A 23,723-nucleotide genomic window follows, 5' to 3' on the forward strand; every position below is an offset into this window, starting at 1 on the left:
GCACAAGACGCCAGCTTGATGGACTACCGTAGGGGAGCAGATATGGAATCGCTAAAAGCCAAGGATTATATGCAGAGCAGACCCATCACCTTCACTGCCGACATGATGGTGCAAGCTGCGGTCGAGAAATTTCTGAACAGTCATCAGCTCGGTGGCCCGGTGGTGGATGGCCAGGGCCATCTGATTGGCTGGATCTCCGAGCAGGATTGCATCGCAGTGCTGCTTAAGGAAGCCTATCACTGCGAACAGGTGGCGCAGGTCAAGGATGTGATGCGCAAGGAGGTGTTGTCGGTGGGACCCGATACCAGCATTTTGAGCCTGGCGGAGATGATGATGGGACAAAAGCCGAAGATCTATCCGGTGGTTGAGGAGGGACGCCTGCTCGGTGTCATCAATCGCCACAATGTCATGCAGGCCATTCACGCCCAGCTCACCACCTGTTTTGTCCATCACTCCCACGGTTAACCCTGTTTTCCTCTCTCCCAAGGCAAGCTTCGGCTTGCCTTGGCTATTCATATGCTGCGATTTATTCATGTTATGCCATCTTACAATGGTTGTTTTGTCATGTTTGATGATCGGCCAATCTCTCTGTCTTCCCATAGATAACGCTACGTTAAGGCTTGCACCGTTCCCGCTCGCTCTTTAGGATCGCTCGCAGCTAATCGATATGGCCCCTTTGGGCACCTATTTAAGGAATTCGTACCTTGTCTCTCTCTATCGAGGCGCTGCGCCGCCGTCTCTCTGCCTGCATGAACCTCGACGCCCGCCGCCTTTCCAGCCGTCTGCACGGGGTCAAGAAGCTGCCTGAAGGCAAACAGGCCGCCGTGCTGGAGACCATCGCTGCCGATCTGGATGCCGCGCAAGCGCGCTATCAAACCCGTCTGGCCGGTGTGCCCAAGGTCACCTATCCGGACAACCTGCCGGTCAGCCAGAAGCAGGCTGAGATCGCCAAGGCCATTCAAGAACATCAAGTGGTGATCATTGCAGGGGAAACAGGCTCGGGCAAAACCACCCAGATCCCCAAGATCTGTCTGGCGCTCGGGCGCGGGGTGAAGGGCTTTATCGGCCACACCCAGCCACGCCGTTTGGCAGCCCGCACCGTCGCGGCCCGTATTGCCGAGGAGATGGAGTCCGAGCTTGGCCACTATGTGGGTTACAAGGTGCGCTTTACCGATCAGGTGAGCGAGCAGACCCACATCAAGCTGATGACCGACGGTATCCTGCTGGCGGAGATCCAGAATGACCGGATGCTGACCCAGTACGACACCATCATCATCGATGAGGCCCACGAGCGCAGCCTCAATATCGACTTCATACTGGGCTATCTAAAGCAACTGCTGCCCAAGCGCCCCGATCTCAAGGTGATCATCACCTCGGCCACCATCGACCCGCAACGTTTCTCCCGCCATTTCAACAAGGCGCCGGTGATCGAGGTCTCCGGCCGTACCTATCCGGTGGAGGTGCGCTACCGCCCACTGTTTGTTGATAAAAAAAGCAGTGACAAGAGCGAGGGGCTGGAGGAGCGCGACGAACTGCAGGGGATCTTCGACGCGGTGGAAGAGCTGGCCCGCGAGGGGCTCGGGGACATCCTTATCTTCATGAACGGCGAGCGGGAGATACGCGATACCGCCGATGCCTTGCGCAAGCTCAATCTGCGCGATACCGAGGTGTTGCCGCTCTACGCCCGTCTCTCCAACGCCGAGCAGAACAAGGTGTTTCAGCAACATGCCGGACGGCGTATCGTGCTAGCCACCAACGTGGCGGAGACATCGCTGACGGTGCCGGGCATTCGTTACGTCATTGACCCGGGCACCGCCCGCATCAGTCGCTACTCCTGGCGCACCAAGGTGCAGCGCCTGCCCATCGAGCCGGTCTCCCAGGCCAGTGCCAACCAGCGTAAAGGGCGTTGCGGTCGGGTGGCGGACGGCATCTGTATCCGCCTCTACTCGGAGGAGGATTTTAACAGCCGCCCTGCCTTCACCGACCCCGAGATCCTGCGCACCAACCTGGCCTCCGTCATCCTGCAGATGCTGGCGCTCGGCCTTGGCAATATGGAGGCGTTTCCCTTCGTCGAGCCACCAGAGTCGCGCCATATCAAGGATGGCCTGACCCTCCTGAAAGAGCTGGAGGCGGTGCGCGAGCCTCCCGCCACCGGCGATCGCGAGGCCAAACTGCAACTGACCGAGATCGGTCGCCAGCTCTCGCGCATCCCACTTGATCCGCGTCTGGCGAAGATGGTGATCAGCGCGGCGCAGACCGGCTGCCTGAGCGAGGTGATGGTGATCACCGCCGCCCTCAGCATTCAGGATCCCCGCGAGCGGCCCATGGAGAAGAAGCAGGCCGCCGACGAACAGCACAGGCGCTTTGAGGACAAGGATTCCGACTTCCTCGCCTTCGTCAATCTGTGGAACTACCTGAAAGAGCAGCAGGATGCCCTTGGCAGCAACCCGTTCCGCCGCATGTGCCAGAAGGAGTTTCTCTCCTACTTGCGGGTGCGCGAATGGCAGGACATCCATTTCCAGCTGCGTCAGACGGTCAAGGAGCTCGGTTTTAAAGCCAACCATGAACCTGCAGATTTCAAGACGGTGCACTGTGCGCTCTTGACAGGCCTCTTGAGCCATATCGGCAACAAGGATCTGGAGAAGCCGGAGTTTCTGGGGGCCCGCAACGGCCGTTTCCACCTCTTCCCGGCCTCGGGTTTGTTCAAGAAGCCGCCCAAGTGGGTGATGGCCGCAGAATTGGTTGAGACCTCGCGTCTCTACGCTCGCATCAACGCCAAGATTGAACCCGAGTGGGTGGAGCCGCTGGCGGGCCACCTCATCAAGCTGCACCACAGCGACCCTCATTGGTCGAAGAAAAATGGTGCCGTGATGGCCAAGGAGAAGGTGACGCTGTATGGCCTGACACTGGTCAACGAGCGCACCATCAACTTCAGCCGTATCGATCCGGCGCTGTGCCGCGAGCTCTTTATCCGCCGCGCCCTGGTGGAGGGGGATTTCGAGACCCGCCACCGTTTCTTCAGCGACAATCGCAAGCTCCTGGCCGAGGTGGAGGCGCTGGAGCACAAATCCCGTCGGCGCGACATTCTGGTGGATGACGAGGATCTGTTCCGCTTCTACGATGCCCGTTTGCCGGAGGAGGTGATCTCTGCCCGTCACTTCGACAAGTGGTGGAAAGAGGCGCAAAAGCGGGATCCCGAGCTGCTCAACTTCGAGAAAGAGATGCTGATGAAGGGGGATGCGGCCCACATCAGCGATCTCGACTACCCCAACTTCTGGCAGCAGGGGCGCCTCAAGCTCAAGCTGACCTATCAGTTCGAGCCGGGGGAGGCCGCCGATGGCGTGACCCTGCATATTCCGCTGCCGCTCCTGAATCAGGTGGAGGTGAAGGGGTTCGAGTGGCTGATCCCGGGGCTGCGCCACGAGCTGTTAGTGGCCCTTATCAAGTCGATGCCCAAGCCGATGCGCAAGAACTTTGTGCCGGCGCCGAACTATGCCGATGCGCTGCTTGCCAGCATCAACCCCGAGCAGGGGCCGCTCTTGGACGAGATGGAGCGTCAACTGCGCCGCATGACCGGCGTCACCGTACCTCGCGAATCCTGGGACTGGAATGCGGTGCCCGACCACCTGAAACTCACCTTCCGGGTGGTGGACGACAAGCACAAGAAGGTGGCTGAAGGGAAAGATCTGGAAGCCTTGAAAGAGTCGCTGCGTGGCAAGGTGCAGGAGACCCTGTCGCAAGTGGCGGATGATGACATCGAGCAGTCCGGTCTCACCCTGTGGAGCTTTGGCGAGCTGCCCCAGGAGTACAGCCAGAAGCGCGGCGGCTTCGAGGTGAAAGCCTATCCGGCGTTGGTGGACGAGAAGGACTCGGTTGCTATTCAGCTGGTGGAGAGCCCTGTGGTGCAGCAGCAGCTGATGTGGGCCGGTCAGCGCCGGCTGGTGCTGCTCAACGTGCCATCTCCCATCAAGTATCTGCAGGAGAAGCTGCCCAACAAGGCCAAGCTCGGGCTCTATTTCAACCCGTTTGGCAAGGTGGCGGAGCTGATTGATGACTGTATCGCCTGCGGCTGCGACAAACTGATCGAGCAGCATGGCGGGCTGGCCTGGGACGAGGCCGGTTTCGAGGCGCTCAAGGAGTTTGTCCGCGCCGAGCTCAATGATGCGGTAGTGGAGGTGGCTAAGCAGGTGGAGGCTGTGCTGACGTTGTCCCATGAGATCAAGAAGCGGCTCAAGGGCAAGATGCAGCTCGATACCGCCTTTGCCATGTCCGATATCCAGCAGCAGTTGGGCAACCTTATCCACAAGGGCTTTGTCACCGAGACCGGCTGGCAGCGGTTGCCTGATTTGCTGCGCTATCTGCGGGCCATCGAGCGTCGCCTGGAGAAGCTGGCCATCGATCCCAACCGGGATCGGGTCTACATGCTCAAGGTGCACAGTGTGGAGTCGGAGTACAAGGCGCTGCTGGCCAAGATCCCCAAATCCCAGCTTGTTCCCACCGAGGTGGCCAATATCCGCTGGATGATTGAGGAGCTGCGGGTGTCGTTCTTTGCCCAGAATCTGGGGACCCCTTATCCGGTCTCCGATAAACGGGTGCTTAACGCCATCGCTCAGTGCTAAGCTGCTATCTAACTGTTTTAACAGCATGATAGCGGGTGCTGAGAAGGGGTTGCCGGTCAGGTAGCCCCTTCAAACCGCAAGTCAGGGAGGCAAGGATGCTGGGGATCTGGTTGAGTGTGGCGCAGGTGGTGATCAGCGGTTATCAACCCATCGCGGAACAAACCTGGGTGCAGTTGAACCCGGAATATTACCCGCTGGCGCGCACGCCGCCTGCGATGTTTGTGGCCTGGCGTGGCAATCAGTTTCCGCCGCTGGCCCAAAAGCAAAAGCACGGTCGCTGGCAGATCCTCTTTCCTGCCCGGTTGGTGCCCCCCTTCGACCTGTTCGAGGGGGAGGCGCAGCTCTCCAAAACCTATCTGGCAAGGCTGCGGCGTATCGACGAGATGGCTTACGGGGTCGCCCCCGGCCAGGTCGCTGCAATCGTGCAGCAGGGGAGTGGTTCCCCTGATTATCACGCGCAACCTGTCGCGCCCTTTATCGCCGAGTTCCGTACACCCCAAGACGCGTTCGGTGGTGTTGATATGCTCACCGACCCCGCCGAGAACGAACCTCTACTGGTTCAGCTGGGGGTGACCTTTCGCACTGCGGGGATGAGTGGTGCCCAAGGATATGAGGGAGTAGCGAGCACCGATATGGCGCTCGCCAGCCACACGGCTAGCTTATCCGCAGGCATTGACGTCATGCTTACCCTCTCGGCTCCTGCGGCCGGCGGTCCACAAACTGTGTGTCATCAGGTCGCAGCAGGGGAGACCCTGTGGCGTATAGCGAATCAGTTATCCAGCGCCCAGGGAGCAGATACCTACAGCTATTTGCTGGCGCTGGTGGCAGAGAACCAGCAGCGGCTTGGCAAGAGCATTCGAGTCAGAACGGGGGAGGGTCTCTACTGCCCGCGCGCCGAGACCCTGGCGCGGTTTGATGCCCTGAGCCCGGCTCAGCGTCAGCAGCAATTCGCCCGGTTGGAGCAGGGGCGCTAAATGCAGAGTCGGTACCTTGTATCAGAGTTTGGCCCGTGGTAGTATTCGCGCTCGTTTTGCGAGGTGCTGACCGGTCGCAGTTAGCACCATAAATTCATCCAAAAGAGAACATACTATGTCTTTCGTATTCCAAGCTGAAGTCCGTTCTGACCTGGGGAAAGGTGCGAGCCGCCGCCTGCGTCAAGCTGACCAAGTTCCTGCCATCGTTTACGGTGCAGGCAAAGAAGCCCTGTCCATCACTGTTGACCACAAGAAAATGATCCTGGCTCAAGAGAAGCCGGAATTCTATGAGTCTGTACTGACTCTGGTTATCAACGGTGAAGAAGTTAACGTAAAAGTGAAAGCTATTCAGCGTCACCCGGTACGTTACAAGCTGATCCACCTGGACTTCGTTCGCGTTTAATAGCGAACCGTCAGGTTGAAGAAAAGCCACTCTCAGGAGTGGCTTTTTGCTATCTGGCATCTTGTGATCAGGCTGAAGGGACTTGCCAGATAAGCCAGCAAGGCGGTTATCCCAGCTGGCTAAGGGCTTGTTGGCAACGCTGCTCGGCGGCATCAAGCTCCAGCAGTACCATCCTGATATCTTCCATCTGCTGTTGCAGGGTCTCCCGTTTTTCCTCAACCAGTCCCAGCATGGTCTGTAACTGGGTGCGGCTGCTCTTGTCGGCATCATAGAGATCAAACAGCTCGCGGATCTCGGCGAGGCTGAATCCGAGCCGCTTGCCGCGCAGGGTGAGCTTGAGGCGAACCCGATCCTGCTTGCTGTAAATGCGGGTCTGTCCCTCTCTGGCGGGATTGAGCAACCCCTGATCCTCGTAGAAACGGATACTGCGCGTCGTAATATCAAATTCCCGGGCCAGCTCACTGATGCTGAAGCGCCGTCCTTCATCCTTGTTGTTCATACAGACTTCTTGGCGAACTAAATCCTGTCTGCACCTTACCTAAACGTAAACTGCACTGCAACTCTTGTTCCATCGCGTCAGAACCCCTATGTTATGGCCATGTAACAAACAGAGGCAGGCAAATGGATATTGCAATTGTGGCGGCAAAACGGACTCCGATGGGGGCGTTTCAGGGGGCATTGGCAGAGGTAACTGCGCCTGAGTTGGGTGCCTGTGCCATTGAGGCGGCACTACAGCAAAGTGGGCTGAGTCCGGAGCAGGTCGATGAAGTGTTTATGGGCAATGTGCTGGCGGCGGGCGTGGGGCAAGCGCCAGCCCGGCAGGCGTTGTTGAAAGCAGGGTTGCCAGATAGTGTGCCTGCTACCACGGTCAACAAGGTGTGCGGATCCGGCATGAAAGCAGTGATGCTGGCGGCGGATACCATCCGCCTTGGTGACAACAGGGTAGTGGTCGCGGGGGGGATGGAGAGTATGAGCCGTGCCCCCTATCTGCTGGATAATGCCCGCAGCGGCTTTCGGATGGGGCATCAAAAGGTGCTGGACCACCTATTCCTCGACGGTTTGCAAGATGCCTATGATGGCCAGCTGATGGGGATACATGCCCAGCGCAGCGCCGATCTGGCCGGTTTGACCCGCAGTGCCATGGATGAGTTTGCTCTTGCGTCGTTGCAGCGTGCGCGCGATGCGCAGCAAGCCGGCGCGTTTGCATCCGAGCTGGCAAGTGTCTATCGCGGTGATCGCTTGTTGCTGGCCGAAGACGAGCAGCCCGGCAAGGGCAGACCGGAGAAGATCCCGACCCTGAAGCCTACGTTTGGCAAGGAAGGCACTATTACGGCGGCCAATTCGAGCTCCATCTCGGACGGTGCAGCGGCGCTGATATTGATGGATGGCGCCACGGCGCAAGCCTGGCAGGTACCAGTGCTGGCACGGATCGTCGGTTATCAGAGCCACGCGGCATTGCCCGCCGAATTTACCTCTGCGCCCATTGGCGCCATTTCACGCTTGCTGGCGAGTCTGGCATGGTCGGTGGAAGAGGTGGATCTCTTTGAGATCAACGAGGCCTTCGCCATGGTCACCATGCTGGCCATGAGCGGGGTCGGCATCCCTCATCACAAGGTTAATGTGCATGGTGGGGCCTGTGCGCTTGGTCATCCGCTGGGGGCGAGTGGCGCGCGCATTCTGGTGACGCTGATCGCCGCGCTGCGGCAACGGGTTTTGCGGCGAGGCGTGGCCGCGCTCTGTATCGGGGGCGGGGAGGCGACCGCTATCGCGGTCGAGGTGAATGACGAGACGAATTAATTAGTGGCTTCCATCGCCAGCAGTTGTTCCGTGACCCAAGTGGTGGCGGCCAGATAGAGGTGACTCACCTTATCCTCGCTCAGCCCCAGGCGGGCTGTTCTGGCCGTGACCCGTGACCAGTTGGCGCTCTCGTAATCTTCACAAAACGCGAGGTAGAAACCGAGATTACCTTTTCGCTCCAGCAGCGCCAGCCGAATATCGTCGATAAGAGGGATAGTGCCGAGCAGCTTGTCCATCGGCTGCTCCATCAGTACATCCAGCAGGGAGAAGAGACCAGTGATAAAGGCCTGTTGTGCCTGCTGGCTCGGGGCGTGGGCGTGGGCCAGCAGTTCACAGAATCGGGCTCGGATCATTGACATCTGGTAGAGCTCGGCGCTCTTGCCCTTGCCGGCGCTGGTCGCGGCTACCAGCGAGACAAAGCGCTTTAGCTGGGTGTTGCCCAGATAGATGGCAGCCTGGCGAAATGACGAAATAGGGTTGGTGTGACCTTTGAGATGGTTGACATAGCGCAGCAGCTTGAGGGAGAGGGAGATATCCTGACCGAGTAGCTGCTCAATCTTGTTGATATCAGGCTCTGCCTCGTTGACCACGTTGAGTAACTGCATCACCACGACTTGCGCTGGCTCCATGGTGGCTTGCTTGACCATCTCGGGTCTGCTGAAGAAAAAGCCCTGGAACAGCTGGATCCCCAGCTGTTTGACCCGCTCGAACTCCGCCTTGTCCTCTACTTTTTCCGCCAGATAGGTGAGCCCCAGCGTCTGATGCCGCTGGATAAACACTTTGATCTGCATCAGGGGGGTGGCACGAAGATCAAACTTGATGATGTGGATAAAGGGGAGGAAGCGCTCCCAATCCGGTGACATGGTGAAGTCATCGAGTGCCAGTTGATATCCCAGCTTGTGCAGCTGTTTCACCTTTTCCAGCAGGGCATCATCCGGTGGGGAATCTTCCAGGATCTCAATCACCACTTTTTCGGGCGGCAGGCACTCTGCCAATCCCTCCAGCAGCAGTGAGTGGGGGAAGTTGATAAAGCAGGGGCGGCCGCCCAAGAGCTGATCGATATTTTGTTGCAGGAACTGTTCGACCACCAGGCGTGACGTCGCCTGTTGGGAGGAGATGCTCGGGAAGACATTATTCAGACTATCGCGAAAGAGCAGCTCATAGGCATGAGTTTTGAGGTCTCTGTCGAGGATCGGCTGTCTTGCTACGTAGGAATACATGCCTTGCTCCAGTAAAGGTACTGGGTTGATTTTATGGTGTTGCAGAACACTATGCCAGTGTTCACCTTATTGAGTAAGGCAATAATTGGCATAGCGTTTTTTGCAGGGAAGGAATTTAGAAGAGATAGCTCAATTGTGCACCAGCCAGCCAGGCATCCCCTTCGGAAGTGCCCTGGAAGGTGGAGGTCGTCATCGGATTACCCGGTTGCAGCTCCATTTTTTCAGTGACATCCACCTTTTTGCCATCGATCAGGGTCAGCCCCAGATCCACGGTCAGGTTGGGCGTGAACTGATACCCCATTCCCAGGCTGTACCAGAGCCGATCGGCATCCGGGATGGAGATGGTACGACGATCGGCTGGCACCGGGCTGGCGTCATAGGCCACACCGGAGCGCAGTTGCCACTTGGGAGTGACCTGATAGGTCATACCGATGGCGTAGCGCCAGCTATCTTCCCAGTGCTCGTCCTTGATGTGCATGTTCTGCAAATTGTTGAGATCAGCTTCCAATTGAACGAATTTGCTCCAGTTGGTCCAGTTCAGGCTGCCGTGGATAGCCAGCTTGTCAGTCAGCTGATGGAATGCCGCCAACTCTGCCGTCGCTGGCAACGGCAGATCCAGACTGCCGGTATCTCTGATCTCGGTAACGGAGCCATCTGCATTGGGTCGGCCCACGATAGCATCTCCCGAGAGGGTCAAAGTGACATCGTGACGGTAGGATAGGCCAATTCGGGTTTGTTCGGACAACTCCAACAAGGTGCCGACATTCCAGCCCCATGCCCAGCCATCTCCTTGCAAATGTTTTGCGATCAGGTTGCGAGAAGGGAAGGTGCCACCGACTTCGCCTTCGCCCTGAATAGCAGAGATCCCGGCACCAATTGACCACATCTCATTGATGCGATAGGCGAGTGAGGTACCCAGATCCATGGTCTTGATATCGGAGACATTGCCAAAGTGTCCCGCGCTGTAGTTATCCGGCATCTTGACGCCAAGACCGTAGTAAGAGGTTGCCGAGAAGCCGAGTCGCCACTGCTCGTTGAGTGGAATGATGAGATAGGCGTTGGGTACCCAGGCTGCGGCGGCGATATCGTGTGCACTGGCATCGGAGGTGACGATACCGGCTTTGGTCGGCAAGCGGGTGTTACCTTCAATATTGACGTCAGGACTGACATAGATGACTCCGCCAGAGAGTGCCATCTGATCGAAGCGGGTCATGGCTGCTGCATTGCGGGAGAGCACACTGGCGTTATCCGCGATGGCGGCCTCACCGGCAAAGGCGCGTCCCAGGCCTGTAGCGGACTGTTCAGCCAGCTGGAACCCGGCGGCATGAGTCTGACCCGCGATCACCAGCAGGGCGATGGCGGACGGTTTGATGATGGGATGCATGGCAAAATCCTTGCTGTTACCCGAAGGTTCAATCGGTCATATGAATGGAGGCAGGATTTTATATGGTATGACCAGTAAGGCAACGGTAATGGCCAGTATCTGGATAAAACAAGATTAAATGCTGGGATGATGCACTCTAATAGATTGATTAGAAAAGAAAAATAAACACGTGTGTGCTACATGTGTGCGCTGAACTGGCTATTTCGGACAAAAAAAGAGCGCCTGGCGGCGCTCTTTCCATTCTATCAATAATCAGAACTTCATGTTGAACTGGGCAGAAGCCAGGAAGGCGTTGCCGTGGGAAGTTCCTTTCCAACGCAGGCTGTCGGAGTGGCTACGCAGACCTTCGTTGACGTCAACTTCTTTACCGTCCAGATAAGCCATACCAAAGTCAACGCTCATATCGGTGTTGATATGGTAGGTGGCACCGGCGCTGTACCAGATACGGTCTGAGTCGGGAATGCTCAGGCTGCGGTAGTCAGCTTCGATCGGGGTGTTGTCATAGGCAAAGCCCATGCGAGCTTCCCATGCCGGGTTGATATACCAGGTACCGCCGATGGAGTAGCGAGTAGAATCTTTGAACTTCTCATCTTTTTGCAGACATACGCCGCCAGCACATTGGCTGCTGGTTGCTTTCAGCTCCTGGAAGGCGCTCCAGTCAGTCCAGTTTACAGAGTAATGAACAGCAAACTGCGGGCTCAGGCGATGGTAACCAGCGAACTCGGCTTGTGCAGGCAGATCCAGCTTCAGGTTGCCATCCACGGTGCGATTCAGTGAGCTTGCACCTTGGAAATCACCGTCAAAGCTCATATCGACTTGTGAACGGTAGGTCAGTGCAAAGCGATGGTTTTCATTGACTTCATACAGGGTACCAACGTTCCAGCCAAAGCCCCAGGTGTCGCCTTTCAGGTGAGCCAGACGAGTATCTGTCGGCAGCGGGCCACCTTGGCTAGGTGGGTTCAGCGGGCCCAGCAGACCGGCATAGCGGTTGAGTTCGGCGGCACCGTAAACGGCGTTGATACCAGCACCGACACTGAAGTGTTCGTTGACACGATAGGCAATGTTCGGGTTGATATTGAAGGTCATCAACTCGGTATCACCAGCACCGGCACCAGCCGGGAAGGTTTTGGAGTATTCGGTGGAGAGACCGTAGTTGGAGAAGATACCAATACCCCAAGCCCACTGGTCATTCAGCGGCTGAATAAAGTAGGAGGCGGGAACGAAGGCTGCCGGAGCAATTCCACTTTCGCTGGCTGGAGCCATTTTGTTCGCGCCAGCGTAAACAGCACCATCCACATCGACATCCGGTTTGATGTAGGTGCCGGAGACAGAAACTGCCATCTTGTCGAAGGTGGTCATGGCCGCCGGGTTACGGGCCAGGACGGAGGCGTTGTCGGCGATAGCTGCTTCACCGGCATAGGCGCGACCCAGACCGGAGGCCGAGTGCTCGTTCAACTGGAATGCCGCGGCATGGACTTGACCGGTGGCCAGCGCGATGGTGGCGGCAATCAGGCTCTTCTTGAAAATAGTTGTCGTCATGGTGTTCTCTCTTGTAGGCAGATTTTTTTGCCGATATTGGCTGCACGTTCAATGCAAACCTCGACAAAATCCGTTTTTATTTCAGCTTCTTCCCAATCAATTCTGGCGTGATTCTATGGATCTGGTAGGAGGTAAGAAATCAGACCAGTGACAGCAGAATACATAAAAGTGATCGATGTGTTAATCATTTGTTTTAACCTGCTGTTTAATTCATCATTTTCAGGGTCTAAAGGTGGATTATTGACCTGGATTGCCGATCTCCGTCACAAAAATAATTTTGTCAATTTTTCGAAATCTTGAGGCAAATGAGTGACAAAGGGGAGTAAACAGGGAGAGAACAGGCTGCGGCTCGTGACCGCCGCCTGCTATTGAGGATGGTTCTGAGGTTGTTAACCGGCGATGTTAAATGTCCCACTGCAGACGTGACTGCAGAGCATTGGCAACGGGGGCAAGTGGCTCTTTCATCTCGCCAATCAGTACCATATTGGCGCCTTTGAGCTGGACAATCTCCCCTTTGAGGGTGCCATCTTCAAAGGTGGCCTGTTGCAGGGTTAATGGAACATGTTTGGGCACTAAAAAGAGGGTGACTGGCCCCATCTTTCCCTGGATCACCATGTGCAAGGCTGGTCCCTGATAAAACGAGCAGTGATTGACATAGGTCACCTTGAGCCCATCCATTCCGCTCAAGGTGGCGCCATACTTCTCCATCTTGGCATTGATGTTATGCAGATTGACCTGCTCATCGACACCTTCAATAAAGGGTTCTTCGCCATAGACATGAGCCATCGCTACCTGTGCGAGGGAGGGGGCCGCAGGAGCCGTTTCTGGCAGCGTGATCCAGCGGGTGCTCATTCCCAGCAGGAAGGCGACCGATGCAGCCAGGGCGATCTGGCGCCAGGATGTCGATGTCCGGAGCTTGACTGGCGCCGTGCCAAGGGGTCGGGATGGCGGCATATCATCTGGCGCATCACTGTCTTGCAGCATGGCTTGCCTGAGCAGGATCCGCTCGGCCAGTCCGGCGGGAACCTCAACCTGCATGGCGTGCTTGAGAGTTCTGTCGAACTGCTTCATCTCGTCGAGATAGTTCCGATTGGCCTGGCTTGCTTCTGCGGCTTTGAGAAAATCCGGCAGTTTATCGTTGGGCTGGATCATGGCGTTGCGGCGAAATTCGAGTTCATCCATGTCCGTGTCCTCTTGCTTGGTTCTTCTGCTCCATCGCCTCCTTGATCTGGTTGCGGGCGCGAAACAGTCGGGTCATGACGGTGTTTTTGTTGAGGCCGAGCATCTCGGCAATCTCCTCACCACTGAATCCTCCCACGACTTGCAGCAGCAGTGGCTCCTGATACTCCTCGGGCAACCGGGCGATGTGACGGTGCAACCACTCGTTCTCCATCTCCTGTTCGCTGTGCAGTGCATCGTGCTGGGGTTGAGGGTGATCGTCGAGATCAACCAGCTCCAGCTGTTTGCGTTCAAAGCGGCGGGCGTTTTCCCGTCTGAGGATGGTGATCAGCCACCCTTTGGCCGCCTTGTCATCCTGCAGGGTGTCGATAGCCTTCCAGGCACGCAGGAAGGTCTCTTGCACCAGATCTTCCGCTACGTTGGGATCCCGGGTCAGCCAGTAGGCATACCGGTAGAGATCGCCATGCAGCGCATGAACCAGTGCTTCAAATTTGGTTTGTTTGTCAGCCATGGGATCAGAGACCGGCGAAGTGGCCGGATCATTTCCACCAATATGCTGCTGAGCACGTTTTTTTCTAAAAAACAGCAGTGCCATAGGGCAATCCTTGTCAGGGGGCGTGGTGGCGGGAGCGGGAACTCCCGTGCGCCAGCAGGTAAATCAGGTACGCAATACCGGCGGTTTCATCAGCCCTGAGGGTACGCGCCAGAGCGCGCCACTCGATGGGCGGACCAGAAGAGGGTCGTGCAAAACAGGCTCGCTCGAGTGCGGCGAGCGCGTTGCCGAGCCGATTATGCCCAGCGTCGGGCAACTGGCCTAATTGATAATAGGAGACCTGCCAGCGCAAGGTCGCCCATCGGATCAGTGCCTTGCGACTGGCATCCGGCTGGTGTCGGGCAAGGGCACGTTGCAGTTGATAGAAGGCGCGCCAGCGGGGCCAGTGGCGCCATAGTTCACGCAGCGTTATGGCCAGCACGACCCACCAAAGGCTCTCTCGCAGTACCATCTGCGATGTCTGCTGATCAGGTTGCCGATTTGTCGTTGCCTGAAACGTCAGCGTGATGGCAGGCAGGCTGGCCTGCTCAATCCGGCCGCTTTGGGTATTAAACCAGGGCAGATCAATGGGGGGAAGCTGGTAGTCACCGCTCTGCTCCGCGACCAGAGTCTGGCGCCACTGTCGCTCAAACAGCAGCTTGCCATCTCGGTAACGCTCCTGCTGTTGCTCGCCATCGGGATGTGCCTGTATGCCGCTTGGCAGTTGATGGGCCATCAGGGGGACAAGCTGTATCTGGCCGCTGTCACCATTCTCCATGGTCAGGGTGAGGATCCGGATCAGCGGTTCACCCACTTCCCCCATGGTGGCCGGTTCAAGCCGCTGGCTCAGGGTCAGCCGGGTGGCCACCGGCGTGGCGGGGGCTTTGTCGACCCTCACCTCTAGCGGTGCCGCGCGGGCCGAGAGTTTTTGCGGCTTGTTCCCTTGCTGCGTGAGCTGCCCCTGCAAGCGGGGCGAGTCGAGGTGCCAGAGCCCAGGCGCTTTTGCCTGAACGAGCCAGCTGCGGGTGAGCCGACCGGGTAGACCAGCCTGAGCGGGGGCGATCCACTCGTCGCTACCGAGGCGACGGATGGTGAAGTGGGCAGAGCTAAGCTCGCTTAGCGCCGGGTTTTGCATGCTGGTGGGCAGCCACAGTGTCAGCCGGTAGATCACCGGCTGGCCGGGATAGAGTGGGCCCTGATGCTCAAGGCTGGCCTGCATCTCGAGGGGCGAGGGGGCTGCGGGGTGCGGCAGCGAGGCAGTTTTCGCCTCTCTCAATGGCAGGGTGAGCGAGGGGGTAAACTCATTTCCCAGCTTGAGCGGGGCAATCACCACCTCGGTATTTGCAGGTGAACCGCTCTGGTGCAGCGGGATCTGCCAGCGAGTCAGTTGTTGTACCGGGGTGGTGACCCGGCTCATGGTCACTCTGCCCACTGCAAATTGGCGCAGTAGGGGGGAGATCTCCAGCTCGTTGCTCTGGCGCTCGCCATCCGCTTCGATGATCAGTAGCCAATCGTTGGGGTCGGCCCCCGGCAGCAGCTCTGCCCGTGGGGGCAGGGCCCAGCAAAGTTGACTCGCGAGTGCGAGCAACAGCCCCCATCCTGCCCGCGTCACCAGGGCTCCTCCACCTTGATCAGATCCCGGCGCAGCGCCTCTTTGCGCAGTCGCTGCTCCAGCAGCAACACCGGGGGAGAGGGTGGCAGGGGCATTGCCGTCGCCTGCTGAGCTACCGATGGTTCGGGCTGCTTGCTGCTGTTGCTATCGGGTGCAGCCACCGCTCCGCCTTGCAACAGAGAGAGGTTATAGAGCGCATCTTCATGGCCGGGTTCAAGCGCCAGAGCGGCCAGATAGGCCTCTTTGGCTGCGGCAAACTCCCCCAGTTGCAGTAGGGCATTACCGCGGTTGTAGTGGGCAGTGGCACTCGCCGCTTCCTGATAGGCTGCGATGGCTTGCGGATAGGCACCGGCTCGATACCAGGCGTTGCCGCGCCAGACTGGATCGTTGAAGGTGCGGGCGGCCCGCTGAAAATCCCCCTCTTGATAAGCCTGCATCACTTGCAGGTCTCCTCTCTCTGTTGCTTGCAGGTCTTGCGGCGCAAGCAGCTGAGCTCCCACTATAAGCGCCATCATCAACCGGGCCCCGACTCTGGCCAGCAAGGCCAGTGGTAACAAGGGGATCAGCAACCATGGGCCAAGATCCAGTGGTGCTGGGGTGAGGGCCGAGGTCGTGGTGGGGAGAGGGGCAAAGCGGGGGATGTCGCTGCCAAGCCACTGCAGCTCACCGCCGAGGCGATTGGCCAGTGCGGCAATGGCCTGACTATCGGGGGCGGGCAACTGCGCGGGCATGCGGGTGGCAAACCCCAACTCATTGGCAGGAATGGCGGGCATGGGGGCCGGTTGACCGCTGCTGGCAAGTAGAATATCGAGGCGTGCCGACTGGGTGTCGCGGCAAAGAAGGCGTTGCTGGCAGGGCCACAGGGCGGCGATTTGGGTGATCTGATTCCGGGTGAGGTCGTCGGTGATCAGCAGCAGACGCGCATGTTCTCCAGGGGCCAGCTGCTTCATGGCAAGTTCCACCGCCCGTGCCGGGTTGCTGCCCTGCAGCGGCATGATATCGGGGCGCAAGTCGGGCAGTAGCAGCGAAAGGGCCTGATGATCCCGGGTTGGCGGCATGGCGAGGTAAGCATCGCCCGCGTAGAGGATCAGCGCAATGCGTTCGCCCTTGGCGCGGCTCAGCAGCTGCTGTAATTGCCATCTGACCCGGGTTGCCCGATCTGGTTTGAGGTCGGTGGCGGTCATCGAGCGTGACAAGTCCAGCAGCCAGATATCGAGCGGCGCCGCAGGTTGCTGTTGCAGCTCACCGCGCAGTGCCGGTCCGCTCAGGGCCAAAATCACGGGCAGGGTTGCCAGCCAGAGCCAGGGGCGCGGAGGACGGGAGGTTGGCAGCAGATAAGCCTGCATCGCAGGTGCGAGCAGCGGGGGCTGACGACGACGGCGCCACCCTTGCCAGAGCCAGGGTATGAGTGCGATCAGCCACAGAGGGCGGAGCAAGATCAGCTCCATCTGCGCGTGCCTCGTGCCAGCCAGTTACGCACCATGCGGAACTCCAGTCTGCCGTGCCCTGATGGCAGAAGCAGCAAGCCACAAAGCAGTGCCAACGGCCAGGGGTAGAGCTCGATCACCGGCTGGTAGTGGGCAATCGGCATGGGGGCAGGTTCAAGGGCATTGAGGGTTGTGTTGATGGCATCGAGATCGCTTTGGGTGCGTGCCCGAAAGTAACGCCCCTGTCCTGTTTTTGCCAGCTCTTTCAGGAGCGGCTCGTCCAGTTCGCTGCTGGGGTCGGCCTGACCGCTGCCCGCCTCATCATAGGGTTGGATAAAGGTATCGGGATCGGCCCCGACCCCCAGCGTGTAGATCCGTATTCCCTGCGCTGCGGCGAGTTTGGCCTCCTGCAGCGGGTCGGCATTGCCTGCGGTATTGCGGCCATCAGTGACCAGCAGCAGGGCGGTGGGGCGACCAGGATCCCCATGCTGGCGTGCCAGCTGGATGGCTTCGCCAAGGGCGGTGGTTCGGCCGACCAGATCAAAATCGAGCTCGTCGCTCAAGGTCAACAGTGCCGGGATCTCCTGAGTGAGGGGAGAGAGCAGGTAGGCGTGATCGGCAAATACGATGAGGCCCACCCTGTCTCCGGCCCGTTTGGCGATCAGCGCCTTGATCTGCTGGCGCACCGCCGTTAGCCGTGCTTGCTGCTCGCCATTGTCGAGCATATCCGGGGTACGCATGCTGTCTGACAGATCCACCGCCAGCAGCAGATCTCGACTCCCTTCATATTGAATAACCGGTTCTCCCCACCACTGGGGGCGGCAGAGGGCGAGGATAAGGGCGCACCAGAGCAGCATGGCGCGCCAGAGCGGTAATCCGGCCTGAGGACGCAGCAGCGCAAACCCGGGGTGAGCCAGATAGCCGCGGCGCAGGGGCGGCAAGCCGAAGCGCACCAGCAAGGGCAGCACCAGCGCCAGCGCAAACCAGGGCCAGGCCAGGATCATGGATGCCTCCGCGCGGTTTTACGCCTCGAGCGGGGGGCGAGCTGGAAGAAGAGGGTTTGACCCCAACGGCGATAATGTTTCTGAAGCTGTTCGCACTGCTCGCGAGTCGGGTTCTGGCTGCCATAGAGCCAACGGCTCCAGTGAGACGAGAACTGGCTAAAATCGCTGCCGCCGTGGCGATCGATGAAGGCGAGCCACGCCTCACCTTGCAGTTGGCGCGCCTCGGGCCAGCGCTGTAGCGCTTCATGACGTAGGGCCTCCTGTATTTGCGCCACCAGCAGCGCCGGATCCCCCTCCAGCTGGCGACACCAGCGGCGGTAACGTATCACCCTGCGGGCAATCAGGACGAGCAGCCGCAGAAGAAAACCGGCGATCAGGAGCCACAATAGCGCCAGCACTCTGGGGTCAAGACTCTGTTCAATCAAATCCGGCCCCGGGTGGATGTCTCGCATCAGGGCGGCCAGTGGCGGAGTGATAGCCTCGGAGGCGGGACCGGCAATGTCGAGTTCGGCGGGCGAGATCATCCCTGATGACATAACCCCTCCTGCCACTGCTGTTGCAGCGTCTGGCTGTTATCGAGCAGATAGAGGCGCTGCACCAGTGGCAACAGCAACTGTTTGCCGTGGGCCTGCTGCTGCTCGGCGGCATACCGGTAGCGCTGGGAGAAACCGGCATGGCCCCCATCCAGCCAGCCCTGATAGTGTTGCCCTGGCCGATCGATGGCCACTGGCAGCTGGCCGTCAGGAGGAAGGGCTGCCTCGAGGGGGTCGCGGATCTGCCAATAGTGGATATCGTGGCGCCGCGAGAGCAGCTGCAATTGCTGACAGAGCGCCGACTCGCAGGGTCTGTGATCGGTGATGATCGTCAGCTTGGCACCGTGAGGCAGCTTCACGCCGGACAAAGTGTCGGCCAGCGAGTGAGAAAGGGGCCGACGTGCCAGCCCTTGCTGGTAGTGATGGCAGAGGGATTCGAGCAGAGGCAGCACGCTGCCGCGCTGGCTCTGGTGATGGGGGGTAAGCCCGTGGCAGATCAGGGTGTTTTGCTGCTTCTCCCCTTGCCAGATCAGGGCTGCTGCCAGCTCGCACCCCAGACGCGCCTTGAGCTGCCGTGTGGAGCCGAAATACATAGCGGGAGAGAGATCGAGCAGCAGCCAGTGCGCCTGATCGAGCTCCTCGCTATAGAGGCGGGTATAGGGACGACCGAGGCGCGCCGTCACTCGCCAGTCGATATGGCGTACCTCGTCACCAGCCTGATAGGCGCGCAGCTCCCGAAACGTGAGTCCGGGAGAGCGGCCCGGTTTGCCGCGTTCGCTGCTGCTTCTGCCTGCGTGAGGTGGCTTCCTGGCCTTGGCCCATAGCCGGATATTGAGCAGCCGTGGCAGCGACAGGGCGATATCGGGATGCAGACCGGGTTCTAGGGGCATGGCACCTGATCCAGCAGTTGAGCGATCAGGATATCGTTATCCAGATTGTCGGCCAGTGCCTGATAGCTGGGTATAAGGCGGTGGCGCAGCACCGGATAGGCTTGCAGCTGGATATCTTCCGGCAGCACATAGTCACGTCCGGCAAGCCAGGCACGGGCGCGGGCAGAGCGAGCCAGCCCCAGCGTAGCCCGAGGGCTGGCCCCCACGGCAATCAGCGGTTCGAGGGCAGGGCAAAGACCACTGCCCGGGCGGGTAGCGCAGACCAGCTCCACCAGATAGTGCTCCAGTCGGCTTTGCATGGTCACCGCCAGCACTTCGCTGCGAGCACGTTGCAAGTTGGTCTGACTCAGAGTCACTGGCGCCGCGCCAAGCTGTTCCCCGCTGGCATTGAGCTGCAAGATGGCGAGCTCCATCGTAGGGCTCGGGTAATCCACCATCAGCTTGAGCAGAAAGCGGTCGAGCTGGGCCTCCGGCAGGGGATAGGTTCCCTCCTGCTCGATGGGGTTCTGGGTGGCGACGACCATAAAGAGAGGCGGCAGTCGCCAGCTCTTTTTACCCACAGTGATCTGGTGTTCAGCCATGGCTTCCAGCAGTGCAGATTGTACCTTGGCCGGCGCCCGGTTGATCTCGTCTGCCAGCACCAGATGATTGAACAGGGGGCCGGGCTGGAATACAAAGCTGGCATCCTGCGGGTGAAACACCTCGCTGCCAGTGAGATCGGCGGGAAGCAGGTCGGGAGTAAACTGGATACGGGCAAAGCGCCCTTCGACGGCGCCAGCGAGCGCCTTGACGGCGCGGGTTTTGGCAAGACCGGGTGCCCCTTCGATTAATACATGTCCTTCACATAACAGGGCATTCAGGAGCCCTTCTATTAGCTCCTCCTGCCCCAGGATCTGACTGCCAAGATAGTCCCTAAGTGCTCTGAACTCGGCCGTTGCCATGCGATAAACCCGTTGTTTTTATGGAAGTTGATCTTTTTATACTCCAGTTGCTTCCCAAGGGCGAGCAAAGGGGCCTTGCCGCGCTTAATTTAGTTTCAATCAGCTGTATGAAACTTGTGATTGGATTGTTAAGATGTGGCGCAATGAGGTCAGACCTCTGCCTTTTAAACCAAGGAGCCAGGATGAAACAGCCATTGAAACTGACGACTCGCCAGGGCGAACGGATTGCCGTCGTGGCGGGGCTGCGTACCCCCTTTGCCAAGCAGGCCACCGCCTTTCATGGCGTGCCTGCAGTCGATCTCGGCAAACTGGTGGTGAGCGAGATGCTCGCCCGTACCGATCTCGACCCCAAGCTTATCGACCAGCTGGTGTTTGGTCAGGTGGTTCAGATGCCGGAAGCCCCCAATATTGCCCGCGAGATCGTGCTCGGTACCGGCATGAGCGTCAATACCGATGCCTATAGCGTCTCCCGCGCCTGCGCCACCAGCTTTCAGGCGGTGGCCAACGTCACCGAATCCATCATGGCCGGTACCGTAGACATCGCCATCGCTGGCGGTGCTGACTCCTCCTCCGTACTGCCTATCGGAGTGAGCAAGAAGCTGGCCCGCGCCCTGGTGGATCTCAACAAGGCGCGCAATCTGCAGCAGCGCTTCAACATTTTACGCCAGCTGCGGGTCAAGGATCTGCTGCCGGTGCCGCCTGCCGTGGCGGAATACTCTACGGGACTTTCGATGGGACAGACCGCCGAGCAGATGGCCAAGAGTCACCAGATCAGCCGCGAGGCGCAAGATGCGCTGGCTCACCGCTCCCACACTCTGGCCGCGCAGGCTTGGGCTGATGGCAAGCTCAGTGGCGAGGTGTTTACCGCCCATGTGCCGCCCTACAAGTCGCCGCTCGAGCGGGACAACAATATCCGTGAAAGCTCGGATCTCGCGAGCTACGCCAAGCTCAAGCCGGTGTTTGACCGAGTCCATGGCACAGTCACTGCTGCCAATGCCACCCCGCTCACTGACGGCGCCGCTGCCGTGCTGTTGATGCGGGAAGGGCGAGCCAAAGAGCTGGGCCTCGAACCGCTTGGCTATATCCGCAGCTTCGCCTTCTCGGCCATCGATGTCTGGCAGGACATGCTGATGGGGCCCTCCTATGCCACGCCGTTGGCGCTGGACAGAGCCGGTATCACGCTCGGTGATCTCACCCTGATCGACATGCATGAAGCCTTTGCCGCCCAGACCTTGGCCAACCTCAAGATGTTTGCCAGCCACGAGTTTGCCCGTGACAAGCTGGGCCGCGATCAGGCCATCGGCGAGGTGGACATGGAGAAGTTCAACGTCCTCGGCGGTTCGCTGGCCTATGGCCACCCCTTTGCCGCGACCGGTGCGCGGATGATCACCCAGACTCTGCACGAGCTGCGTCGTCGCGGCGGGGGATTGGGGCTCAACACCGCTTGTGCGGCGGGTGGATTGGGCGTGGCTATGGTGTTGGAGGTTGAATGATGAGCGCTAAGACTTTTTCCCTGGATGTTCGAAAAGATGGCATCGGCATCCTCACCATGGATGTGCCGGGCGAGAGCATGAATACCCTCAAGGCCGCCTTTGTCGAGGAGATCCGCTCTGTACTGGACGAGGTAAAACGCAACAAGGATTTGATCGGGCTGGTGATCACCTCCGGCAAGAAGGACTCCTTCATCGCCGGCGCTGACATTACCATGCTGGCCGCCTGCACCAGTGCCAAGGATGCCGAGACCCTGTCACGAGAAGGGCAGGAGATCTTTGCCGAGATCGAGGGGCTGACCATTCCGGTCATCGCCGCCATTCACGGCCCCTGCCTCGGTGGCGGGCTGGAGCTGGCGCTGGCCTGTCATGGTCGGGTGGTGACCGATCATGGCAAATCTGTGCTGGGATTGCCGGAAGTTCAGCTCGGTCTGCTGCCGGGCTCTGGCGGTACCCAGCGTCTGCCGCGCCTCATCGGGGTGGCCAAGGCACTGGATCTGATGCTGACCGGCAAGCAGGTGCGGGCCAAACAGGCCAAGAAATTGGGGCTGGTGGACGATGTGGTGCCCCCTTCCATCCTGTTGGATGCCGCTATCAAGCTGGCCAAGAAGGGCAAACCGCGCCATCAGTTGAAGCGGGATCTGCAGGGCAAGGTGCTGGAGACCAACAAGCTGGGCCGCAAGGTGCTGTTCGATCAGGCCAGCAAGGGGGTGAAAGCCAAGACCCGCGGCAACTACCCGGCGCCGGAGCGGATCCTGGATGTTGTGCGCATCGGCGTGGAGGAGGAGATGAAGGCCGGTCTGGCCGCTGAATCCCGCCACTTTGGCGAGCTGGTGATGACTGCTGAGTCTGCGGCCCTGCGTTCCATCTTCTTTGCCACCACCGAGATGAAGAAAGAGGTCACCTATCAGGGGGCCGAGCCGCGCAAGGTGGCCCATGCCGCCGTGCTGGGCGGTGGTCTGATGGGGGGCGGCATCGCGTTCGTCACCGCTACCAAGGCGGGCGTGCCGGTGCGGATCAAGGATGTGGCAAGCGCCGGGATCGGCAATGCCATGCGCTACAGCTATGACATTCTGGCCAAGAAGCTCAAGCGCCGTCACATCTTGCGCAGCGAATTGGAAAAGCAGATGAGCCTGTTGACCGGTACCCTCGACTACTCCGGTTTCCACCGGGTCGACATGGTGGTGGAGGCGGTGTTTGAAGATCTCAATCTCAAACACCAGATGGTGAAGGACGTGGAGCGTGAGTGCGGTGAGTACACAGTGTTTGCCTCCAACACCTCTTCACTGCCCATCAACCAGATTGCGGCAGAGGCGGCACACCCGGAGCGAGTCGTGGGTCTGCACTACTTCAGCCCGGTGGACAAGATGCCGCTGGCGGAGATCATCCCCCACGCTGGCACCAGTGCTGAGACGGTCGCCACCACTCTGGCCTTTGCCCGCGCCCAGGGCAAAACGCCTATCGTGGTGAAGGACGAAGCCGGTTTCTATGTCAACCGCATCCTGGCGCCCTACATGAACGAAGCTGCGCGACTGGTGCTGGAAGGGGAGCCGGTGGAGGTGCTGGATAGCGCACTGCTGGACTTTGGTTTCCCGGTTGGCCCCATCACCTTGCTGGACGAGGTGGGGATCGATGTGGGCGCCAAGATCTCCCCCATTCTCGAGAAAGAGCTGGGCGGCGAGCAGTTCCAGGCGCCCAAGGCGTTCGACAAGCTGCTGCAAAATGATCGCAAGGGACGCAAGAACGGCAAGGGCTTCTACCTCTATGGCAAGGCGGCACCGCGCAACAAGCTGACCGGCAAAGAGGGCAAGAAGACGGTGGACGAGAGCGTCTATGGCGTGCTCGGCATCAAGCCTTCTGCAAAGCTGGCCCGTCAGGAGATAGCCGAGCGTTGCGTATTGTTGATGCTCAACGAAGCGGCCATGGCGCTGGATAGCGGTGTGGTGGCGTCGGCCCGTGATGGTGATATCGGCGCCATCTTCGGCATCGGTTTCCCGCCTTTCCTGGGCGGCCCGTTCCGCTACATGGATACCCTCGGGATCGATCATCTGGTTGGCCGTCTGGAGTATTACCAGAAGCGCCACGGCGACCGGTTTGCTCCCTGTGCCCGCCTCAAGGCGATGGCCGCAGAGCAGCAGACCTTCTACTGATAACCGCTGCCGATTGACCGCAAGGCAAA

At 59.3% G+C, this 23,723-nt stretch carries 19 protein-coding genes; 7 read left to right on the top strand and 12 right to left on the bottom strand.

Going from position 1 to position 23,723, the window contains the following annotated elements; genetic code table 11:
* Window positions 1–42: 42 nt before the first annotated feature.
* From ACB042_RS03595 to rplY, 4 genes are all read left to right on the top strand, one after another.
* Window positions 43–465, top strand: coding sequence for a CBS domain-containing protein (locus ACB042_RS03595; protein WP_021230185.1), 423 nt, complete (start codon window positions 43–45; stop codon window positions 463–465).
* 239 nt (window positions 466–704) lie between these two features.
* Entirely contained in the window at window positions 705–4,619 is a 3,915-nt protein-coding gene (gene hrpA, locus ACB042_RS03600) for an ATP-dependent RNA helicase HrpA (RefSeq protein ID WP_371177806.1), read from the top strand.
* A 95-nt stretch (window positions 4,620–4,714) separates the two neighbouring features.
* Window positions 4,715–5,593 carry a hypothetical protein gene (locus ACB042_RS03605; RefSeq protein WP_371177807.1) on the top strand — a complete coding sequence of 293 codons (879 nt, stop codon included), beginning with the start codon at window positions 4,715–4,717 and terminating at the stop codon, window positions 5,591–5,593.
* Window positions 5,594–5,708: 115 nt separating this feature from the next.
* Window positions 5,709–5,996, top strand: a complete 288-nt coding sequence (gene rplY / locus ACB042_RS03610) for a 50S ribosomal protein L25 (protein ID WP_005333252.1) — start codon at window positions 5,709–5,711, stop codon at window positions 5,994–5,996.
* A 106-nt stretch (window positions 5,997–6,102) separates the two neighbouring features.
* On the opposite strand, the gene ACB042_RS03615 is transcribed toward rplY, so the two are convergent.
* On the bottom strand, window positions 6,103–6,495 hold the full coding sequence (locus tag ACB042_RS03615; RefSeq protein ID WP_005360322.1) for a MerR family DNA-binding transcriptional regulator: 393 nt from the start codon (window positions 6,493–6,495) through the stop codon (window positions 6,103–6,105).
* Window positions 6,496–6,617: 122 nt separating this feature from the next.
* On the opposite strand from ACB042_RS03615, the gene ACB042_RS03620 reads away from it, so the two are divergent.
* Window positions 6,618–7,793 (top strand): acetyl-CoA C-acyltransferase, encoded by a 1,176-nt coding sequence (locus ACB042_RS03620; protein ID WP_371177808.1) that lies wholly within the window; start codon window positions 6,618–6,620, stop codon window positions 7,791–7,793.
* On the opposite strand, the gene ACB042_RS03625 is transcribed toward ACB042_RS03620, so the two are convergent.
* The 11 genes from ACB042_RS03625 to ACB042_RS03675 all read right to left on the bottom strand — a co-directional run bounded on the left by ACB042_RS03625 (window position 7,790) and on the right by ACB042_RS03675 (window position 20,054).
* The gene (locus tag ACB042_RS03625) at window positions 7,790–9,013 is read right to left on the bottom strand and encodes an EAL and HDOD domain-containing protein (RefSeq protein ID WP_005333249.1); all 1,224 of its coding nucleotides are present in this window, start codon (window positions 9,011–9,013) and stop codon (window positions 7,790–7,792) included. The genes ACB042_RS03620 and ACB042_RS03625 overlap by 4 nt on opposite strands.
* A 115-nt stretch (window positions 9,014–9,128) precedes the next feature.
* Window positions 9,129–10,397, bottom strand: coding sequence for an OmpP1/FadL family transporter (locus tag ACB042_RS03630; RefSeq protein ID WP_139747200.1), 1,269 nt, complete (start codon window positions 10,395–10,397; stop codon window positions 9,129–9,131).
* Between the two features lie 252 nt (window positions 10,398–10,649).
* Window positions 10,650–11,936 (bottom strand): outer membrane protein transport protein, encoded by a 1,287-nt coding sequence (locus ACB042_RS03635; protein WP_005360328.1) that lies wholly within the window; start codon window positions 11,934–11,936, stop codon window positions 10,650–10,652.
* Between the two features lie 402 nt (window positions 11,937–12,338).
* On the bottom strand, window positions 12,339–13,118 hold the full coding sequence (locus ACB042_RS03640; RefSeq protein WP_371177809.1) for a DUF3379 domain-containing protein: 780 nt from the start codon (window positions 13,116–13,118) through the stop codon (window positions 12,339–12,341).
* On the bottom strand, window positions 13,111–13,710 hold the full coding sequence (locus ACB042_RS03645) for a sigma-70 family RNA polymerase sigma factor (protein ID WP_005333245.1): 600 nt from the start codon (window positions 13,708–13,710) through the stop codon (window positions 13,111–13,113). The genes ACB042_RS03640 and ACB042_RS03645 overlap by 8 nt, the downstream gene beginning before the upstream one ends.
* A gap of 13 nt (window positions 13,711–13,723) precedes the next feature.
* A complete protein-coding gene (locus ACB042_RS03650) occupies window positions 13,724–15,235 on the bottom strand; it encodes a hypothetical protein (RefSeq protein WP_371177810.1) in 1,512 nt (503 codons plus the stop codon).
* Window positions 15,236–15,255: 20 nt separating this feature from the next.
* Window positions 15,256–16,707, bottom strand: a complete 1,452-nt coding sequence (locus ACB042_RS03655; RefSeq protein WP_371177811.1) for a VWA domain-containing protein — start codon at window positions 16,705–16,707, stop codon at window positions 15,256–15,258.
* Window positions 16,698–17,690: a VWA domain-containing protein gene (locus ACB042_RS03660; RefSeq protein ID WP_371177812.1), complete on the bottom strand. Its 993-nt coding sequence runs from the start codon at window positions 17,688–17,690 to the stop codon at window positions 16,698–16,700. Before ACB042_RS03660 ends, ACB042_RS03655 begins: the two co-directional genes overlap by 10 nt.
* Window positions 17,687–18,226 (bottom strand): DUF4381 domain-containing protein, encoded by a 540-nt coding sequence (locus tag ACB042_RS03665; protein WP_371177813.1) that lies wholly within the window; start codon window positions 18,224–18,226, stop codon window positions 17,687–17,689. Before ACB042_RS03665 ends, ACB042_RS03660 begins: the two co-directional genes overlap by 4 nt.
* On the bottom strand, window positions 18,211–19,113 hold the full coding sequence (locus ACB042_RS03670) for a DUF58 domain-containing protein (RefSeq protein ID WP_371177814.1): 903 nt from the start codon (window positions 19,111–19,113) through the stop codon (window positions 18,211–18,213). Before ACB042_RS03670 ends, ACB042_RS03665 begins: the two co-directional genes overlap by 16 nt.
* Window positions 19,104–20,054, bottom strand: coding sequence for an AAA family ATPase (locus tag ACB042_RS03675; protein WP_371177815.1), 951 nt, complete (start codon window positions 20,052–20,054; stop codon window positions 19,104–19,106). Before ACB042_RS03675 ends, ACB042_RS03670 begins: the two co-directional genes overlap by 10 nt.
* 182 nt (window positions 20,055–20,236) lie before the next feature.
* Here ACB042_RS03675 and fadI point away from each other — a divergent pair, with 182 nt between their 5' ends.
* Window positions 20,237–21,547, top strand: a complete 1,311-nt coding sequence (fadI, locus tag ACB042_RS03680) for an acetyl-CoA C-acyltransferase FadI (protein WP_113739488.1) — start codon at window positions 20,237–20,239, stop codon at window positions 21,545–21,547.
* Window positions 21,547–23,694, top strand: coding sequence for a fatty acid oxidation complex subunit alpha FadJ (fadJ, locus tag ACB042_RS03685; RefSeq protein ID WP_371177833.1), 2,148 nt, complete (start codon window positions 21,547–21,549; stop codon window positions 23,692–23,694). The genes fadI and fadJ overlap by 1 nt, the downstream gene beginning before the upstream one ends.
* Window positions 23,695–23,723: the final 29 nt, after the last annotated feature.

Source organism: Aeromonas sp. S13(2024) (genome assembly GCF_041402405.1).
GTDB classification, from domain to species: Bacteria; Pseudomonadota; Gammaproteobacteria; order Enterobacterales; family Aeromonadaceae; genus Aeromonas; species Aeromonas veronii.

Bases quoted from the DNA above. Each gene is read 5' to 3' on its own strand.
- ACB042_RS03595 (WP_021230185.1), top strand. From the start codon at position 43: ATGGAATCGCTAAAAGCCAAGGATTATATGCAGAGCAGACCCATCACC.
- ACB042_RS03605 (WP_371177807.1), top strand. From the start codon at position 4,715: ATGCTGGGGATCTGGTTGAGTGTGGCGCAGGTGGTGATCAGCGGTTAT.
- rplY (WP_005333252.1), top strand. From the start codon at position 5,709: ATGTCTTTCGTATTCCAAGCTGAAGTCCGTTCTGACCTGGGGAAAGGT.
- ACB042_RS03615 (WP_005360322.1), bottom strand. From the start codon at position 6,495: ATGAACAACAAGGATGAAGGACGGCGCTTCAGCATCAGTGAGCTGGCC.
- ACB042_RS03620 (WP_371177808.1), top strand. From the start codon at position 6,618: ATGGATATTGCAATTGTGGCGGCAAAACGGACTCCGATGGGGGCGTTT.
- ACB042_RS03625 (WP_005333249.1), bottom strand. From the start codon at position 9,013: ATGTATTCCTACGTAGCAAGACAGCCGATCCTCGACAGAGACCTCAAA.
- ACB042_RS03630 (WP_139747200.1), bottom strand. From the start codon at position 10,397: ATGCATCCCATCATCAAACCGTCCGCCATCGCCCTGCTGGTGATCGCG.
- ACB042_RS03635 (WP_005360328.1), bottom strand. From the start codon at position 11,936: ATGACGACAACTATTTTCAAGAAGAGCCTGATTGCCGCCACCATCGCG.
- ACB042_RS03640 (WP_371177809.1), bottom strand. From the start codon at position 13,118: ATGGATGAACTCGAATTTCGCCGCAACGCCATGATCCAGCCCAACGAT.
- ACB042_RS03645 (WP_005333245.1), bottom strand. From the start codon at position 13,710: ATGGCACTGCTGTTTTTTAGAAAAAAACGTGCTCAGCAGCATATTGGT.
- ACB042_RS03655 (WP_371177811.1), bottom strand. From the start codon at position 16,707: ATGGAGCTGATCTTGCTCCGCCCTCTGTGGCTGATCGCACTCATACCC.
- ACB042_RS03660 (WP_371177812.1), bottom strand. From the start codon at position 17,690: ATGATCCTGGCCTGGCCCTGGTTTGCGCTGGCGCTGGTGCTGCCCTTG.
- ACB042_RS03665 (WP_371177813.1), bottom strand. From the start codon at position 18,226: ATGTCATCAGGGATGATCTCGCCCGCCGAACTCGACATTGCCGGTCCC.
- ACB042_RS03670 (WP_371177814.1), bottom strand. From the start codon at position 19,113: ATGCCCCTAGAACCCGGTCTGCATCCCGATATCGCCCTGTCGCTGCCA.
- ACB042_RS03675 (WP_371177815.1), bottom strand. From the start codon at position 20,054: ATGGCAACGGCCGAGTTCAGAGCACTTAGGGACTATCTTGGCAGTCAG.
- fadI (WP_113739488.1), top strand. From the start codon at position 20,237: ATGAAACAGCCATTGAAACTGACGACTCGCCAGGGCGAACGGATTGCC.
- fadJ (WP_371177833.1), top strand. From the start codon at position 21,547: ATGAGCGCTAAGACTTTTTCCCTGGATGTTCGAAAAGATGGCATCGGC.